This is a genomic window from Brevibacillus sp. IT-7CA2, from assembly GCF_949767855.1.
GTDB lineage: Bacteria > Bacillota > Bacilli > Brevibacillales > Brevibacillaceae > Brevibacillus.
On record NZ_CATKQT010000044.1, the window covers coordinates 191856 to 209949 of the forward strand.

At 47.4% G+C, this 18094-nt stretch carries 22 protein-coding genes; all 22 read left to right on the forward strand.

What is annotated here, in order from left to right; genetic code table 11:
* The first annotated feature begins 48 nt into the window (after positions 1-48).
* The 22 genes from ACM6JA_RS20565 to ACM6JA_RS20670 all read left to right on the forward strand — a co-directional run bounded on the left by ACM6JA_RS20565 (position 49) and on the right by ACM6JA_RS20670 (position 18085).
* Complete coding sequence (locus tag ACM6JA_RS20565; RefSeq protein ID WP_414854161.1) at positions 49-1389, forward strand: SLC13 family permease; 1341 nt, start codon at positions 49-51, stop codon at positions 1387-1389.
* Between the two features lie 97 nt (positions 1390-1486).
* Positions 1487-2173: a response regulator transcription factor gene (locus tag ACM6JA_RS20570; protein ID WP_414853823.1), complete on the forward strand. Its 687-nt coding sequence runs from the start codon at positions 1487-1489 to the stop codon at positions 2171-2173.
* Positions 2174-2176: 3 nt separating this feature from the next.
* Positions 2177-3541 carry an ATP-binding protein gene (locus ACM6JA_RS20575; RefSeq protein ID WP_414853824.1) on the forward strand — a complete coding sequence of 455 codons (1365 nt, stop codon included), beginning with the start codon at positions 2177-2179 and terminating at the stop codon, positions 3539-3541.
* Between the two features lie 12 nt (positions 3542-3553).
* Entirely contained in the window at positions 3554-4423 is an 870-nt protein-coding gene (locus ACM6JA_RS20580; RefSeq protein ID WP_414853825.1) for a PepSY domain-containing protein, read from the forward strand.
* A gap of 68 nt (positions 4424-4491) precedes the next feature.
* On the forward strand, positions 4492-6015 hold the full coding sequence (locus ACM6JA_RS20585) for a YcdB/YcdC domain-containing protein (protein ID WP_414853826.1): 1524 nt from the start codon (positions 4492-4494) through the stop codon (positions 6013-6015).
* Positions 6016-6349: 334 nt separating this feature from the next.
* Positions 6350-6679, forward strand: coding sequence for a DUF2085 domain-containing protein (locus ACM6JA_RS20590; RefSeq protein ID WP_414853827.1), 330 nt, complete (start codon positions 6350-6352; stop codon positions 6677-6679).
* 72 nt (positions 6680-6751) lie between these two features.
* Positions 6752-7567 carry an alpha/beta fold hydrolase gene (locus tag ACM6JA_RS20595; RefSeq protein WP_414853828.1) on the forward strand — a complete coding sequence of 272 codons (816 nt, stop codon included), beginning with the start codon at positions 6752-6754 and terminating at the stop codon, positions 7565-7567.
* Between the two features lie 135 nt (positions 7568-7702).
* Entirely contained in the window at positions 7703-8446 is a 744-nt protein-coding gene (gene map / locus ACM6JA_RS20600; protein WP_414853829.1) for a type I methionyl aminopeptidase, read from the forward strand.
* Positions 8447-8570: 124 nt separating this feature from the next.
* A complete protein-coding gene (locus ACM6JA_RS20605) occupies positions 8571-9128 on the forward strand; it encodes a DNA-3-methyladenine glycosylase I (protein ID WP_414853830.1) in 558 nt (185 codons plus the stop codon).
* Positions 9129-9156: 28 nt separating this feature from the next.
* A complete protein-coding gene (locus tag ACM6JA_RS20610) occupies positions 9157-9633 on the forward strand; it encodes a DinB family protein (RefSeq protein ID WP_414853831.1) in 477 nt (158 codons plus the stop codon).
* A 382-nt stretch (positions 9634-10015) separates the two neighbouring features.
* Positions 10016-10363 carry a sigma factor-like helix-turn-helix DNA-binding protein gene (locus tag ACM6JA_RS20615; RefSeq protein WP_414853832.1) on the forward strand — a complete coding sequence of 116 codons (348 nt, stop codon included), beginning with the start codon at positions 10016-10018 and terminating at the stop codon, positions 10361-10363.
* Positions 10309-10536 (forward strand): hypothetical protein, encoded by a 228-nt coding sequence (locus tag ACM6JA_RS20620; protein ID WP_007723470.1) that lies wholly within the window; start codon positions 10309-10311, stop codon positions 10534-10536. The genes ACM6JA_RS20615 and ACM6JA_RS20620 overlap by 55 nt, the downstream gene beginning before the upstream one ends.
* A complete protein-coding gene (locus tag ACM6JA_RS20625; protein ID WP_007723468.1) occupies positions 10533-10727 on the forward strand; it encodes a hypothetical protein in 195 nt (64 codons plus the stop codon). The genes ACM6JA_RS20620 and ACM6JA_RS20625 overlap by 4 nt, the downstream gene beginning before the upstream one ends.
* A gap of 250 nt (positions 10728-10977) precedes the next feature.
* Positions 10978-11631, forward strand: a complete 654-nt coding sequence (locus ACM6JA_RS20630) for a hypothetical protein (protein WP_414853833.1) — start codon at positions 10978-10980, stop codon at positions 11629-11631.
* Between the two features lie 189 nt (positions 11632-11820).
* Entirely contained in the window at positions 11821-11982 is a 162-nt protein-coding gene (locus ACM6JA_RS20635) for a hypothetical protein (protein WP_414853834.1), read from the forward strand.
* A 21-nt stretch (positions 11983-12003) separates the two neighbouring features.
* Positions 12004-12501, forward strand: coding sequence for a hypothetical protein (locus ACM6JA_RS20640; protein WP_414853835.1), 498 nt, complete (start codon positions 12004-12006; stop codon positions 12499-12501).
* Positions 12501-12692 (forward strand): hypothetical protein, encoded by a 192-nt coding sequence (locus ACM6JA_RS20645; protein WP_007723458.1) that lies wholly within the window; start codon positions 12501-12503, stop codon positions 12690-12692. Before ACM6JA_RS20640 ends, ACM6JA_RS20645 begins: the two co-directional genes overlap by 1 nt.
* A gap of 2 nt (positions 12693-12694) precedes the next feature.
* Positions 12695-14032 carry a phage tail sheath subtilisin-like domain-containing protein gene (locus ACM6JA_RS20650; protein WP_414853836.1) on the forward strand — a complete coding sequence of 446 codons (1338 nt, stop codon included), beginning with the start codon at positions 12695-12697 and terminating at the stop codon, positions 14030-14032.
* Entirely contained in the window at positions 14033-14485 is a 453-nt protein-coding gene (locus ACM6JA_RS20655) for a hypothetical protein (RefSeq protein ID WP_007723453.1), read from the forward strand. It abuts the gene before it with no gap.
* Positions 14486-14499: 14 nt separating this feature from the next.
* On the forward strand, positions 14500-14886 hold the full coding sequence (locus tag ACM6JA_RS20660; protein WP_414853837.1) for a phage tail assembly chaperone: 387 nt from the start codon (positions 14500-14502) through the stop codon (positions 14884-14886).
* A gap of 227 nt (positions 14887-15113) precedes the next feature.
* Entirely contained in the window at positions 15114-17498 is a 2385-nt protein-coding gene (locus ACM6JA_RS20665) for a hypothetical protein (RefSeq protein ID WP_414853838.1), read from the forward strand.
* Positions 17495-18085: a hypothetical protein gene (locus tag ACM6JA_RS20670; RefSeq protein WP_414853839.1), complete on the forward strand. Its 591-nt coding sequence runs from the start codon at positions 17495-17497 to the stop codon at positions 18083-18085. Before ACM6JA_RS20665 ends, ACM6JA_RS20670 begins: the two co-directional genes overlap by 4 nt.
* Positions 18086-18094 lie beyond the last annotated feature (9 nt).

The window sequence follows — 18094 nt, forward strand, 5'->3', positions numbered from 1 at the left end:
ACTGCTGCAAAGGAAAGACCTGCCTGGGTCCTTCCGATTGTCCTGATTATGTTCGTTGAATTACTGCTCATGCTGCCGTCTTCCCTGACATTTGAAGCCAAATGGAGCTTGTTCTGCTTCTGTGTCGCCGTAATCCTGTGGACGACCACCTCGCTGAACTCCGCCTATGTAGCGATTGGCTCCGTGTTACTCCTCGTCGTGACAGGAACGGCTGACCAGGAAATTTTGTTCGACTCGCTCGCCTCCGATGTCATTTGGTTAATGATTGGCTCGTTCATTCTCGGCGGTGCTCTTCAAGTGACTGGCTTGGCAGGCAAACTCACAGATCTGGTCGTGAGCAAGGCAAAGAATGTCAAAAGCTTGTTTTGGCTCTTGACGGTCGTCGTTCAATTTCTCGCTTTCTTTATCCCGTCTACTTCTGGACGCGCAGCGGTGCTACTGCCTGTTTTCCACTCGCTGACCTCCGAAATCGGGAACAAGCAAATCACGAAAGCCATGGCGATCCTGATTCCGACGATTATTTTAGTATCGACGAGCTCCACCATGATCGGAGCGGGCTCCCATTTTATCGCTCTCGATATGCTGAAGGAGTTCAATGGGGAAGGGATTAGCTTTGCGGAGTGGCTGTTGTGGGGACTGCCGTTTGGGGTAGTGGCCAGCATTATTACTTGCCGGATTGTTCTGGCTCTGTTTCTCACTAAAGAAGAGATGCAGCGCCCACTCGCGAGCAAAAAGCTCTCCCTTACCTTGTCTCGCAACGAAAAATATACGGTTGCTGTGATCGGGGCGATGGTCATTTTCTGGCTGACAGAGCGGTTTCATGGAATCGAGATTGCTACCACGACAGTTGTCGGCGCCTTTCTTTTGACACTCCCCAATGTGGGCGTCATGAAATGGAAGGATGGCGTTCAGTCTGTCTCGTGGAACCTGATTCTGTTTGTAGGGGCAGCCATTGCCCTCGGAAAGTCGTTGTTGGACAGCGGTGCGGCAGAGTGGATCATGAAGAAGCTGTTCACGATCACTGAGCAGCTGGAAGGGGAATCGTCGCTATTGATCATTGTGGTTATCACATTGCTGACACTGACTTCCCATCTGTACATTACATCGCATACAACGAGAGCTGTCATTCTTGTTCCACCGCTTCTTTACTTTGCGAGTAGCCTTGATTTGAATGAAGTGACCGTGTTGTTCTTAGGAATCGTCGGCATGAACTACTGCCTGACCTTCCCTGTCAGCTCCAAAGCATTGCTCATGTTCCAGGAAAGCGGCAAGGAGACCTTTTTGCCTAAGGATTTGCTGCGATTGAGCTTGTATGCAGGTGCGGCCCACGCGATCCTGATGGTCGTCTTTTATTACGCGTACTGGCAGTGGGTGGGTTTATCGATATAAGTAAAAAATTATATCTTTCGTACGGATTACTCTTTGATCCACAGCCAATATTTGCTAAACTCATCTGGATAATGGATGCAAGGTTTAGGAGGATTACATGTCGGAGCGAATATTAATTGTGGAAGATGAAGAGAAAATTGCTCGTGTGATTCAATTAGAGCTGGAATACGAAGGATACGAAAGCGAGATCGCCAAAACAGGGCTCGAGGCGCTGGAACAATACAATCAAGGCGGATGGAACTTGATTTTGCTCGATGTACTGCTGCCAGGCTTGTCAGGCATAGAAGTGCTTCGCCGGATTCGGGTAAAGGACTCCGCGACACCAGTCATTTTGTTGACGGCCCGAAATGCTGTCGTGGACAAAGTAAATGGACTCGATCAAGGCGCGAACGACTACATCACGAAACCTTTTGAAATCGAAGAGCTGCTGGCTCGCATCCGTTCCTGCCTCCGCTTGTCCCAAATGACAAGAAAAGTGGAGGCCAGCTCCAAAGTAGAAGTAGCGGATTTAAGCCTGGATGAAAAATCGCGGGAAGTGACGAGAAGCTCCAGTCAGATCGAGCTGACGCCGCGTGAATTCAATTTGTTGCTTTATCTGATGCAGAATAAAAACCAAGTTCTGAATCGTGAACAGATTCTTACACACGTATGGGGATTTGATTATTTCGGAGACACAAACGTCGTTGACGTGTATATCCGTTACTTGCGTAAAAAGGTGGACCAAGGGTATGAAACCCCGCTTTTGCATACAGTACGAGGCGTTGGTTATATGCTGAAGGGGTAAATTATGAAAATCAAAAATAAAATTCATTTGTTCTCTACGGTCGCACTCTTGCTACTGTTGCTCATGGTCAATAGCTTCATTTACTTCATGTTCTACAAAGTGACAACAGACGGAGAGCTGGATCGTCTGCAACGAGAAGTTCTGCACATCCAGAGCGGACTCAATCAGATCGGTGTAGAAAGTTTCGACCCTGCGACGCTCTTGCAGCCGTATTTGCCATCGAACGGGATGATCCGGATTATCGATCAGCAATCGCGGGCCATCGTCACGCAAGAAGTAGACAGCACGCAGCCAATCCCAGCACCGAAGCCCATTTTTGATAGAAAAGCGAGTGACGGGGTCTTCGATGTCAACGGAGCGAAATACGCGTACGTCAAGGTCCCGATCATTTGGACGAATGGGAAAATTGTCACGTTAGAAGTCATTGAAAGTATTGCGGGCTTGCAAGAAAATTTGAGCCTGCTGCAAAACGTTCTGTTGTTTGCTTCGCTGTTCGTGCTGATTCCTGCTTTTTTTGCAGGACGCATGTTGAGCAATCTGATTTTGCGACCAGTCAACTCGATGATTCAAACGATGGAAGACATTCAAGCGCGCAGTATTTTTAAGAAAATACCGCTTGAGCACACATCCAAAGATGAACTGCACGCGTTAGGAAGCACCTTTAACAAGATGATGGATTTATTACAGCAAAACTTCGAGAAGCAGCAGCAGTTCGTCTCAGATGCTTCCCATGAATTGAAAACGCCGCTGACCGTAGTAGAAAGCTATGCGAAGCTATTGAAACGTTGGGGAACGAAAAAGCCGGAGGTTCTGGCAGAGTCGGTGGAAGCGATCTATTCGGAAGCCGTGCGCATGAAGGATATGACCAATCAAATGCTCCTTCTCGCAAACAATAGCGCCGAATGGAATCTGGATGTCAAAGAAATCGACTTGATCCCGATGTGCCAAACGACCATTACACAATTGACCAATGCGTATGGCAGGTCCTTTCAACTGGGTGCAAACCACGAGTCGGTTCCTGTGATGGCCGATGAACAAAAACTAAAACAAGTGCTCGTCGTTTTACTCGACAATGCGATGAAATACAGCTCCAATGAAATCGAGGTTGGGGTGGGACTTCAAGGGGACCGCCCCTATATCTCAGTCAAGGATTACGGAATGGGGATTCCCAAAGAAGATTTGCAGCATGTTTTTGACCGTTTCTTCCGTGTAGACAAAGCCCGTAGCCGCGAAACAGGGGGCGTAGGATTAGGTCTTTCCATTGCCAAACAGATCGTTGATGCCCATCAAGGCGATATTGCACTGGATAGCGAAGAAGGGAAATGGACGCTCGTGACCGTTTTTCTGCCGGGGCAGGCTAAGAAATAGCAGGAGGTACGTATGAATAAAAAATGGAAAATAGGGCTGCTGGCGAGCTTTCTGTTGGTCACTACGGCATTTGGCATGCAACGGATCTTCGCGAGCATGGATTTGCAGTCATTGTCAGCGGAGGAAGTCAAACAGATCGTGACGGCCCGCTACCCGGGGAAGATTGAATCGATCTCCATGACGGATGTAGGAGAAAACAGCATTTACAATCTCCAACTCCTCAATGAGCGCGGAACATATAGTGTGATGGTGAATGCACATACGGGCGAAATTATTGATTTGAAGGAGCTCTCCTTGGTCGCAGCCACTGGGCAGCCGAAGGCAAACGAAACGGCGGCGAATCCAATACAGCCGGGTTCAAATCCGACAGCCAGTACAGCGCAACAACCGAATAATGGCGGAAAGGATGCTTCAGGCAACGCGACCAAGCCAGTAGGTACGGGGACAGTGGGGACTGTTGCGCCAGGTAAACAACAGCCAGCTACAACCCAAACTCCAGCACAGCAGCAATCGAAACCCAATCAAAGTCCGAACCCACCAGCGCAGCCACAGACCAAAATTACCGAGCAGCAAGCGAAACAGATTGCGACGGAAAGAACAAGTGGCGGCAAGATCGATGATGTTGATTTAATCGAGACAAAGAATGGAGCAGTCTATCGGGTGATCACGAAAAAAGACTCCAAAACGGTAGATGTACGCATACATGCTATTACTGGAAAAGTGCTCTCGACGACCACCATCGACAATGGGTCAACGGATGACGACGATGATGATCAGGTACCAACCGAGAAGAACAGCAGTGCACCAGCGGATACATCTTCAAGTGATGACACGAGCAGCAACGACACTGATGATGATCTCGACGATGGTGATGATGATTAGGATTTAGATTTCATAGTAGAGAGCCGTCAGTGTCAGCATTGACGGTTTTTTGTTCGGGAGGGAACACGATGATTACATATCCGACAGAAGCGGTTCGAGAGACGATGGAGAAATGGTTTGCTACGTTTCCTGGTTTGCGTGAAATGTCTCATCTGAAAATCAGAACGTGCGATAAGTGGAGAGTTTGTGAGATAAGAGTAGGTCATAACCGTACAGAACTGGAGATAGACAAAGAAACGGGTTATGTGATGGATTTCGACTTGGATGAAAAAGATCGAGAATGGCTTCCTTCTGGCGAACCAATGGATGCCGAGTCAGCGACGGAGCGGGCCATAGAAGTAGCGGAAAAATTATACGGAGATCATCTGAACGAAATGGTAAGAGGCCATTTAGCAAAGTTGAGAGAGTATAGAGAGAGAAAGCAATGGGAGCTGTACTATAGTTATTTTTTTCATGGGATTCCGCATTCAGGTGTGTCTTTGAGAATAGCTTTAGACGAGTCGGGAAATTTGGTAGACATCCGATACCACGGATTTCACGATTTTGATCGCAAAAATAAGCCTCCCAAGCCAGAAGTGATAACGAAGGAGGAGGCGAAACAAGCGTACCTTGCTTTAGTAGAGAAAAACATGATGCTCATATGCGATGAACAGGAGGAAGGGAAGCTCAAGTATATCCCTGATGAGGCACCGCTGGACTATGTTGTCATTCATGCAAAGACAGGACAAGTAGCAAAGACGGTCATAGGGAGAAGACGAATTATAAAAAAATACTCAGAGGTCATCCCAATCATGGCCCAAGGGGAATCCCTTGTTTTCGCAAACTTGCAGGAGATCGAGCAATGGGTAAAGGAACATTTTCAATTAGATTTGACTCACGCAGGGATGAAAAGAGAAACACTTGTGACTCCGAATGAGGATGGGGAAACTTTCAATCCAATGAGCGGATATTTCAGATTCGTTGCCGAAGCGCGGGAACCTGGTTGGCCTTCTACTATCCATTATTTCTGGCCATTACCAGAAGATGAGGAGGCTGAAACTGTTTACGATCCTGACGTTGTATGGGTTACACTCAATCGAACGACCAACGAGCTGCTTGCCTTTACGGTTAATCAAAAAATAGAATATATAGCGCCACGGCTTTCGGAGCACGATGCGTTGCAAATTGCAAAGAGGTTTTTGGAGAAATACATCGAGCAGGGAATTACCGAGCTTCACTATTATGAACTGTGCTCTTTACGTGGTACCGGAATTACCTATTACTTCTATGAGCGCCGACAAGGGATCGTACTCACAAATCGAGTCTACTCAGTAAAAGTCAATCCTTGGACAGGCCAGGTAACGGGTTTTTACAAGCACGATGCTCGCAAAAACAAGGAGATTCCCGATCCCTCCTCAGTTGTGTCTACTCGGAGGGCAGCGGAGAGTTTCTTACGTCTGTTTGACATTGAACTGGAATATGTGCAAGTGGAGGACAGAGGTAAAAGTAGAAGGGAAAAAGCCCCTGTTCCGATCCCAATCTATCAGCTCAAATACACATGTACAGAGCGCTATAAATATTTCGACGCAATGACAAGCCTGCCAGGTAGATGATTTTGCTTGCGATCATCCAGCACAGTGAAACGGCTGATACTCTTTGACGTAGAAAGAAAAGAAGGGAGAGGATGTATCTGTTTTTTCTTGGATTAACGGTTTGCATGATCGCATGGATAGCGGGAGGCGTATTTCTGTATCAAGGTGATTATGTAATGGGCGGGGTCTTGATCGGACTAGGTCTTCTTCTTTTTATTTGCATGATCTTCTTCTATCGTAAGAAGCGTAACAGTTGTTCGTTAGATTGCAACTATATTCCAGCTGATTGTCCGGTTCCAGATTGTGATACGCCCGATTGCGATTGCAAGCCTGATTGCTCACATTGAGGGAGCTGATGAAGATCAATATGCAGTGGATTCCATGTCATCGGCGCCCAGATCGTTCCTTTTATATAGCGGGTAAAAAAATGCCGCTATGTGCCAGATGTGTTTCGATATTGGCTGGATACTTGGTTGCGCCAGTTTTTGTAGGGATGCATCTCGTGACCTCTTACTATTTGATTGGATTGCTTTTACTGCCAATGCTCATTGATGGCTTTACCCAACAATGGAAGTGGCGGACAAGCAATAACAAGCTCCGATTTTTAACAGGGTTTAGCTTTGGTGTCGGACAGTCGTTACTCATTTCCAATCTCGTTTGGTTCTTGGTTGAGAGACTCAGGTGATTGAATTTCAATTTTATGGTAATCCTTTCACCTGGGACATCCCTCCTATATAATACTGGTGGGGGGATATTAGTGATCCATTATAAGACATACATACGTGGTGAAGATTGCGAATGGGTGACTTTTGTCCATGGGGCAGGGGGCAGCTCATCGATTTGGTATAAACAACTTAAGGCATACAAAGAGAATTTCAATGTTCTTCTAGTAGATATGCGTGGTCACGGAAAATCTAAGAACATCCCAGGCAAGCTGTTCAAAACATACACCTTTGATGATGTCAGCAGAGATATCATTGAGGTTTTGGATCATTTAAAAATCACTTCCACCCATTTTGTGGGGATTTCCTTGGGGACGATCATTGTGCAGATTATTTCGGAGCAGGCCCCAGAGAGAATGCGCTCTATGGTTTTGGCAGGAGCTGTGACGCACATGAACGTTCGATCGCAGGTGCTGATCACGCTGGGGAATATGGTCAAACATTTCATCCCGTACATGTGGCTGTATCGACTGTTTGCATGGGTGATCATGCCGAGCAAGCGTCATAAAGAATCGCGTTCCTTGTTTATCCGCGAAGCCAAAAAGCTTTGTCAAAAAGAATTCAAGAGATGGTTCAAGCTGACAAAAGGCATTAATCGATTCCTAGGAACTCTCTTTGATAAAGAGCCTCCCATTCCTACCTTATTTATCATGGGTGACGAAGACCATATGTTTTTGCCGTTCGTCCAGATGCGCGTGAAAAAAAGACAATTTGCACAGTTGAGTCTAGTCGCTGACTGCGGTCATGTCGTCAATGTCGATCAGCCGGAAGAATTTAACCGAATCTCCATCGGGTTTATTCAAAAGCAGTCGACAATAGCACACGGAATGTATGCACTGAATCCAGCATAGCTTCGTAAGATAAGAGCCGCAGAGAATGCTTCTGGGGTTCTTTGTTTTTGCTTCGGTTGCGATTGGCGAAGAAAAATGTTCCAATGTGAGTAGGAATCAGAGAAATAATTATATTTGTAGACAGGAGGGAAACACATGTCGATTCAAAATGAACATGATTTGCTGTGCTTGAAACGGATCGGTAGTATTGTGGCAGAGGCAAGAGAGACGATGATAAGGGCCGTGCGAGCAGGCGTGACAACAAAAGAGCTCGACCAGATTGGCGGAGAGATCTTGGCAAAGTACGGAGCGCGGTCTGCACCGAATATCACCTATGATTTTCCTGGGCATACGTGCATCAGCGTCAATCACATTGTTGCGCATGGCATCCCTGATGATACCGTCCTGAAAAATGGCGATATCATCAATATTGATGTCTCAGCAGAGCTGGATGGATACTTTGCCGATACAGGTGCTTCTATCGTGGTAGGAGAAGGCGAGCCTGAAAAGCAATCTTTATGCCAATGCGCCGAGGAGTCGCTGTATAAGGCATTGGATGCGGTAAAGGCAGGATCGAAGCTAAGCCAGATTGGGCGCATTGTTCACCAGGAGGCTAGGAAAAAAGGCTTTACAGTCGTCAAAAACCTTACGGGTCATGGCATCGGCAAAAGCTTGCATGAAGAGCCTGCTTACATTTTGAATTACTATGACAAAAAGGATAGACGCTTGCTTACAGAGGGTCTCGTGTTGGCCATTGAAACATTTATTTCGACGGGGACGGAATATGTGGATGATGGCAGGGACGGTTGGGCGATCATTACGCCTGATAAGAGTTATGTTGCTCAATACGAGCACACCATCGTTGTGACGAAGGGGAAGCCAATTATTTTAACAGCTTGATTGTAGGGAGACCTCAGATTGATGAGGTCTTTTTTTTGTGAAGAAAAACTTGCAGAATAGCCAATGATTGTATATTCTTTATATAAGAATATATGTTCGCATTATGTAGAGGAGGCTTCTTTCCATGAATCGGTGCGGCTGGGTGAATCAGGACCCTATCTATATGGATTATCACGATCACGAGTGGGGAGTTCCTGTCTATGAAGATCGTTTGCTCTTTGAATATTTGAATTTGGAAGGCGCTCAAGCTGGACTGAGCTGGTACACGATCTTGAAGAAGCGGGAAAATTATCGAAGAGCATTTGATAACTTTGAAGCAGAGAAAATCGTTCAATACGATGAAGCCAAGATCGAGCAATTGCTGACAGACGAAGGCATCGTTCGAAACAGGCTGAAGATTCGCGGCGTCGTGAAGAACGCCCACGCGTATTTGCGGATTGTGGAGGAGTTTGGGTCCTTTAGCAGCTATATTTGGTCGTTTGTAGGCGGGAAGCCGATCCATAATCATTTTCAGGAAATGAAGGATGTGCCTGCTTCTACCGAAATCAGCGACAAGATGAGCAAGGACCTGAAAAAGCGCGGTTTTACGTTTGTCGGTTCAACAATTTGCTACGCCTATATGCAAGCAGTCGGTATGGTCAATGATCACGTAGCGACATGTGATCTCTATCAAAAAAACTAGGACGAGCTTACGGAAAGGGGAGAATGGCATGAACGAAAATGATCTCTTAATCTTAAACTTTGAGGAAGTAAGACGTAGAAGTATCAAAGTTTGGAAGGCAATTCCTAAAGAAATGCTGAACTGGAAGCCTGACGATAAAGCGTTCACGTGCGGGGAAATGATTCGCCATGTCATCGAGGGTGAGTTTTTGTATCACCAGATTTTGATCCAACGGGGGAGCGCCGCTTTGTCTACTATCCCCAATCCGTATGAAACCAAAGAGTTTTCGACTGTTGAAGAAGATTTGGCCTTTGCGAAGCCGTATCGAGAAGAATTTCTCCGCTTCGTCAAAGGGTTGTCCAAGGGCGACTTGGAGAGTGTCCGCATCGATCGATCCGATGTAGGCTATGTCCGCACGCTTGGAGACATGCTGCTGCGAATCGCCTATCATGAGTCGGTACATACCGGTCAAATGCTAGATTATATGCGAACGATGGGTGTTGAACGTCCGAATATTTGGGATTAAAAGAGTGCGAAAGATAGAAAAGCAAGCTAGCTCTTCTGTTATGAATGCGAGAGTGGCTTGCTTTTTTATTTTTAAAAGGTCCTTCTTCATTTAAGGTGTTTCTTGCATGATGGGCAGATAAAACTCAAAAAGTATGAGAATTATGTACTTTTGTAGAGTAGGGACATCAGTTGTGTAAGGATAATTTAATACTTCTACACAGGCACGATCTCTACTTGGGATCGTGCTTTTTGATGTCTTCTTTGAGATTTATGCAGTGGATCAACCGGAAAAATCATCTCCAAAAATCTGGTGGAAAGAACTTGAACTTATTACCGTAGTATGAGATACTTGTACTACAAAGAGAACGAGTGTTCCTATTTCCGGATGAAAAAGACAGAAGGTGAAGCATTTGACAGATGAGCAGTTGAAAGAGCATTGCAGAAAAGTGCTCAAGAGGATTGCTTGGCGATTGCAGTACGCCGCCAAGAAGCGTTTGTACAGGGAGACGGTGATCAAAGAGGGGATACGGGGAACGGAAGCGATCGAGGACAACCTGTCGGACCTGTATGTTCAGGAGGTGTTAATGCAACTTCCAGAAAAAGCCCGGATCATTATCAAGCAAGTCGTCCTTCAAGGAATGACAGAAGAACAGGTAGCCAAAAAACTGAATATGACCAGACAAGGAGTGAGTAAATGCAAAAACAAATATTTGCGCCAATTGGCCGAGAAGCTGACACGTTCAGCCTGACCCTCCAAAAAGCACAGTCAGGGGATAATCGGGCTGTACTGACAATCCTCGACTTTCTGCTTCCCGACATGGAGTACCTTGCTTCCTTTATCAAACTACCTCGCGAAGAGAGCATGCAAGAAATGAAAACCGCGATGCTCGAAGCGATCCGCAGTGGAGAAGTGATGCTATGATGACGATTGATTACGTTCAGGTTCTCGCGGTTGTCGTGTGCTTCCTTGCTTTAATCGTCACGTTTAAGCAGGTAGATTTGCAGATTCGGATTAATAATCTGTTCAACCTGCAATTAAAGGCAAACAAAGAGAAAAAGAAAGAGCAACTGGAAAAAAAGGAGACTCCGACTGACGATCGGAATCCCCATTAATTGCTTGGGGCAAAGAATACAACTGGTGAGTATCCTCTTTGCCCCCTTTCATTATACAAGAAAATGATGATGCAAAGGAGATACGTACGAAATGATAGAAGCAGCATTAATCGGAGCAGCTGTCTTATTGATCGGAGTCATTATCGGACAGATCGGTTTGTCTCAAAGATTAAGAAAAGACGCAGGAGTCAACGAAAACCGTTAAGCAATCATACGGACTTCATATAGATGACCGAGGGGGAATAGTGCCTTGATCAGCAAAGATATTTTCATGGAAGCAGTATGCGAGGTGTGTCCGGCAACGTGCTGGGGAAAGAAATCACATTGCCAGGTTCATGATAAGCACGTAGGAAAAATCGATTCTTGCCCGGAGTGGGACAAGTACATGCGGGATCAAAAGGCAAAAGGGCAGCAAAAGACAGTATCCGCTAGAAAAGAAGGCTTCGTCCGGCTGAGTGAGCAAGCACCCATTGTAGATTTTCTACAAAAAGCCGAGGAAGAAATCCGCGACTACAATTACATGCAGATCGAGATCATACGCATCCAGCGTTTTTTGCGCGAGGCGGGGGAAGGAATGGTCTCTCAGTACGGATTGGATGCAGTCATGCCAAAAGGAAAGGGCACCACGGGAGATAGAACGCATGCGGAGGTTGCACGCCGGGAACGAAAGTGGAAGAGGCTGCAAGGTTTGCAGGATAAAATCGAGCGGATCAACAAAGCGGTCGAGACGATTCCGGGGGAGCAGGAGCGATTGGTAGTCGAAGCTTTGCTGGATGGCGATAAGAACAATCTGATTGCCAAAGAAATCGGTGTGTCTCGACAGCGGTATTATGAAATCAAGCGCAGTGCCGTCATGAAGATGGCGTGGGCGATGTATGGCGATCAGGTTCAGCAGACTGGATAATGAAAAACAGAGCCCGGCTCGATAGACGAGAAGCTGTCTGATGATGACAGCTTCTTTTCATTTTCACAAGCCTGTTAAAACTGACAAAGGTTGACACTTCCTGACACATCGGGTCATTTTCCCGGTTTTTCCTCCAGATCAGTTATACTTGAGTCAAGCGAAACAAGTAAGAGAGATACGAGCCATCCGATGAAGCTGTCGGGTGGCTTTTTATGTACGCTGACGACTCTAATGTCCGGCGAGCGGGGAAAACGGCGATTGACGCCACACGATGTTGCAAGTTCAAAGCCAAAGGCTACTCGCTCCCTGCTCGGCGGGCATTTGCCGTGGATGCCTTGCCAAATGAAGTGAAATAGTGGGGGGAAGAGACATGTGACGAAGACAGAAGAGAATACCGCAAGTATGGGAGGTGGAAGCTGGATGGACCGTGAGCTAACCGTTCTCATTGAACTGGTGAATGAAGCGTATCCAGAGCTGGCTACTGTTGTGAACGTGGACGACTGGATGGCGCAGCGATTCCAGCCGCCTATCGCGTTTCTTTTGACGCAAGGGGTCCGTGAAGAAGGAAGAAGCCTCACTTCCTATCAGGTGGTCTCAGAAGCAGCCATCGTCCTCCACTATCCAAATGTAGCAGGGGTCTATCAGCCGTTTTCAGCAGAGCCGCTGCGTGAGCTTCTTCGCCAAAGGCAATTTAGCTATCAAGGCAGGACGTCTGGATTGTCCATCGAGATCGACAGCTCCACCTTGCGTATTTGGCGGGATAAAAAGGACCGGACGGAAATCGCGTTCCAGTTCACCTACAACGTGGCGGTGCAGAGAGCAGTCACAGACAAGATCAACGAATTTGATGTAGAGGGGGTCCGATCATAGTGGCACGAAAAGAACAACAAGCACAGGCCCCAGAGCTTGTGCAAACCAAACAAGAGTGGATCAAGAGCGCCGCTTATCTTGGAGCCGAACGGTTCGAGGTAGCAGGTGCTCTTTTTTCTGAAGCAGATAATCAAGAACTGGCAGAAGGACAAGTGAAGAGCCGACTGACCAAATACAAAGGCGGGGTGTAAGCATGACCATTCAACGTGAACGTCCAGGTGTAACGGTCGAACTGATCGCAAAAGCAAAAGAACGTGTAGTACCGAAGAGCGGTGTCGTATTGGTGCCGTACCAAGCAGAGTGGGGCGCGCCAGATGAGCTCGTCAAGCTGGGGAGCTTTGAGGAGCGACTTGCCCAGACGTTTGGCAAGGTCGATACCGTGGAGTTGGCAGCAGAAGGTGGCGCGATGATTCTTGCATACCGCATGACAAATGGCACAGCCACAAAAGCAGCGTATGAGCAAGCGGATGCAATCAGAGTCGAGGCTCTGTATCCAGGTTTGGTAGGTAATGAGTTGAAGGTTACGATTACTGCCTCAACGTCCGAGCCAGGTAAAAAAGAACTTCAGGTAACAGGCCCGCTGCAAACCGAGAAGTTTTCGTTTGCGGATGCGAATGAGCTGGCAACGAAAACGAGCCAATCCAACTATGTGCGTGTGAAAAAGCTGGGCGAGACTGCCGTTACAATCGTGCCAGAAACAGCGCTGACAGGAGCGAAAAGTGGCACAGTAGCGCTTACCCCAGCTGACTCTACTAAGCTGTTCATGGCTGTGTCCGGTGCTGATTTTGACACGATGTATCTGCCCTTTGACGATGCGGCTGTACAAGCGGCAGCGAAACAATTCATGAGCGATCGTCGCACGCAAAATAAGAAGCTCAGCACGCTGGTGATTGGCGGCAAGGCGGCGGATGACGAGAACATGGCGAAGCACATCGAGCGCTCTGTGGGGCAAAATGCCCGTTTTGTCGTGAATAGTGCTATCGCTGGACAACACAACAACGGAAAAGTATACGGCAGCCTGGAGTGGGCCGCATGGGTAGCGGGTATGATCGCCGCGACACCTGCGCATGAATCGCTGACAGCCGTCGTCGTTCCGTTGAAAAAAGCGCTCAAGGATTGGGGCCACACCGATATTTTGAGTGCGCTCGGCTCTGGTACGCTGATCGCAACCCGCGACGGAGATGTGTACATCATCGAGAGCGCCGTCAATACGCTGGCTGTACTGGGTACGCATGAGCGCGAGGACTACGGAAAAATCCGTGTCAGCCTGACGCTGGATCAGATCGTCAACGACATCAGCCAAGTCGGCAAGAAATACAAAGGCAAGCTCGCTAACAACGATTTGGGCGGCGCGGTATTTGTCTCTGCCGTCAACGCGTACATGACCGTCCGCGAGCAGCAAGGCGCAATTGATACAGGTTGGACGTTTACAGATCAAAAGAACGGCATCGGGGATCGCCGTGGCTTCCTCTTGTCTGCGAAGCCGCTTGATGCCATCGAATACTTTGACATTGACTGGGAGGTGCTGTAATTGGCTATTGCACGCGATATTAAACTGAAGAACTGCCAAATTTACGATGAAAATGGAGACCCGATCTTCGGTACCTTGGAAGGCAAAATGGTCCTCAAGGTGGAGTACGGCGACACGAATCGTCTGCAAAAAGGAAAAATCCAGACCGTCAACGACTGGCATGTAGAAGTGACATTGAAAATTACCGCAACCAACGCTGCGCTGAAATACTACTGCGTCGATCAATTGACCCAAGGCAAGACCCCAGTTCTCCCATTCCTGATCGGAGAGACGCTGGACAAGGAGGCGGGCAACTCCGAACGCGTCCGTATTTCCAACATCGTGCTGAACCCAGACGAGATTACGCTGTGGGAAGCCAAAGCAGACGGCAACGATCACGCGACATATGACCTGAAAGGGATGTCCATCGAAAAGCCGGACTACCTGGATGAATTGCCAACCTACACCGAATAGGAGAGTGCTTGAATATGAACAAAAACAAACTCGAGAAATTTTTGGCCAAAGCCAATGAACAAGCTCCGCGAAAAGAAATCACTGTAAGCATCGACGGTGACGAATGGAAGGTTCGCCAACTGAATTTGTCCGAGCTGCGCGAGTGCGAACGCATGGCCGACAAAGGCGAGAAAACAGATTGGTTCTTGTACAACGATGCCCGATTGGTGAAGGCCACCGAGCACGAATTCCCTTGGAATCAGGAAGAGCTGAAGAAAGCGTACAAGGTCGGCACCAAGTACGAGCTCGTCGAGAAAATTTTCCGCGACAATCCAGAAGGCTACACCAAGCTGCTCAATGCGGTCCGTGAAGTCAATGCAACCCAGACGGAAGAAGAAGCCATTGAAGAAGCAAAAAACTAATCCGATCTGACGGCGAGGCCTGGCACATTTGCCGCGCTTTTCTAAAAGGCAGAGGCCGCCCGTCGGATCTACTCGAGTACGAAGTCGATTTGTACAAGCAGAAGCTGTTTATTTTTGCTTGTCAGATGATTGAGGCAGAGGATGAGGAAAGGGCTGGGGGGTAGGTCTCCCGGCTTTTTCTCGGTTCTGCTGGGTGTAGACATCTGGGAGGACAAGGAGGTGAAAGAATGGCAGGAACAATGATGGAAACGTTTGATGCTTATAGCGGAATAGTAGGTAAATATGACGAATTCGAAAAAGGACTCCTGGGCTTACTAACTCCCATGATCGAAAAGGCTCTTGGAACAACGCTGAGTTCGGTTGCCCAAGAAGCTCAGGCGACAGAAAGAGAAAAGACACTTTTTGAAGCTGGTGGCAAAGGTAATGAGCAACTCCTGAAGGTAGAAGAGACTTCCATAAAAATACGTGAGCTCAACCCGGATATAAAGAAAGATCAAGCATACGGCCTCATCGCCAAAGCCGAACTTGTGCATGCAACCAATGGTTTAAAGTACGCAGAAAAAGCAGGCATGCTAAAATACACGACGAGGTTTACGGAAGATGAGATCATGAAAATGATGAGTTCCATTGAGTTTTCTACTGGTCATGATAGTACTGTTAGACAGTCAAATGCCGTTCAGTATTTAAGCAATAAGGGAGGGGGAGCCGCGACCGGAAAATTTGTGGAATCCATGGCTCACTTCAACCTTCAGAATGGCAAATTGCTGAATACGCCTGAAAAAATGGCCGCTACTTATGTCTCAATAGGAAAGCTTTTGAATGATTATAAAACTTATGGTGCGTTGTATGAGAATGCAATGAAGATGTCGGATAATGGTGATCTCGCCGTAATCCTTGAGAAGCATTACAAGGCTCAAAATAAGAAGGATGCAAAGGCCAAGGCCGCCCAAGATATAGCAAAGCTGAATCGAGATTTCGCATCGGGGGAGAAAGAAACAATTAATATCGCCCTCGCAAAACTCATAACGACTTTTTCTTCCATAAAAGATGAGACAACACAACGAGAGGCATTCGCTGGGTTGACAGGCGATGCTGGAGATGAGTTGTCGAAAGGTCTGAAAGAAGTAAAGGATATAACTACAGGGGTTTTTGTACCAGAATATGAAAAACAAAACGAATATAAAGTCGGGAATGAAGCGGTGAATGCACATAAGCTGTCTGCACAGAACGATGTTTATTTCAAACCTGGGCAGGCACAAGCGATGGCGAGAAACGAGGCCATGGAGATCGCGACTCTGTACACAGAACAAATGTCTGGGAGAAATACGGAGATTTCGAAAGCAGCTGAAGGAGTAATGAGCTCATTCAACTCTTTGGACGAGTCGATAAAAGGTACTGCGATTTTTGCCGGAGGATTACTACTCCTTGGTAGTGCTCTGAACATTCATACGACATCTCAACTGAAAAAGTTCAGAGATCTTCGGACAACCATTGAAAAGTTTCCTCAAGAAGCGACTGGCGGAAAAGACTCCTGCTGTTGCTGTTGTCAGGGTAATAACCGTAATAACCGAAACCGTAAATCAGGTTCTTCTTCAAAAAATAGACGTAACAAGAATACTCCAAGGAAACGACGTACGAGTGAGGTCATAGACCAGTTAGCAGATCAGTTAAAAGACCAGCTCATGAAACGCTTTCCTTTGGGGAAGCTCAAAGGTGGACGGACAGGTAAGATCATGTTGGGCCTTGGGCTTGGGGGATTGTGGCTGGGTAAAGACAAGCTTATGGAGAAGTTTAATAGCTTGTCACTAGACAAACTCAAGGATGGGTTCATGAGTAAGTTGGGAGAATTGCACCCGAGTAAGCTCAAAGATGGGCCCATGAAAGGCCTTGGGCTTGAGGGATTGTGGTCGGGTAAAGACAAGCTTGTGGAGCAGTTCAAGGGCTTGTCACTCGACCAACTCAAGGATGGGTTCATGAATAAGCTTGGAGAATTGCACCCAGGTAAACTCAAAGACAAATTTATGGAACAGTTCAAGCGTTTGCCTCTGGATAAGTTTAACTTCGGGTTGAAAAAGGTGCCCTACCTCGGAACCTTAACAAGTCTCGAAGAAGTTCTCGCATCGGAGAACAAACTTGACGTTGCCGCTCGTTTTGGAGCGGAGACCGTCGGTGGCTGGGCTGGAGGAAGAGTGGGGATGATCGCCGGAGCAGGCCTTGGTTCGCTCGTTACACCTGGAGTTGGTTCATTCGTCGGCGGTTTGGCTGGTGGTGTCAGTGGCAATATCGGTGGATCAATGGCAGGTGGAGCTCTATACGATTGGATCAAATCATGGTGGCAGGATACGTCTCCTCCACAACCGGTTAGTATACAGCCCTTAATCCCAGCAGTCGCTTCGATGCCAAATCGTTCACCTGTCAGCAGTATGCCAAAACAGCCCGTCTCCATCACCATTCCGCAAATTTCAGTCCCATTACACGTACAAGGCGTACTACAGGATATCCCGACCATGTTGAAAATGCTCAGCGATCCATCTGTCGCGCAGAGAATCAAAGACATCATCGAACGTTCTCTGCTGGATGCACTAGAAACGAGGGGAGGGGTAACCACATGATCCGCCTTCAAGGCAAATACAGGCTGACGTTTCCTGTCACACCTGCGGAAATCCAGTTTCGCGGCTATGGCAACGACATCGAAAGCACGACATCGATTACATTATTGTCCGGCAACCGCATCTCTTCCAGACGCCCAAAGTCTATCTCCTTTGACTTCATCGTACCCGGAGACAGTACGGCCCCCTATGTCGAGGTGCAGGGCTATCAAGGGCCCAGACAATGGCTTGCCGGATTGGATCGCTTAACGGGCTCCGAAGCACTTTTGACTATAGATGAGCTTGATCTGGCGTGGAATGTGCTCATCGGGCCATGTGACGGTAAATTTCATGGGAAAAATGTCGATTTTCATGGCTCGATTGAGCTGCCCCTGTTTGTCAAAGACGAATTCATTACGTGGAGCAATCAGACGCAGCTTTTATCCCCCGTGGCGGTCATTACGAAACAGCAGCCAGCTCGCCCGAACACGAGCGGGAAAGTAGCCAAGAAGACGCAGAAGCAGCAAGCGGCTCAACGGAAAGACAGCAAAAAGTTGGAAGACAGGAAAAGAGAGATTCACGAAAAGCTAGAAAGAGAAAACAGAATGTAACGGAGGGCA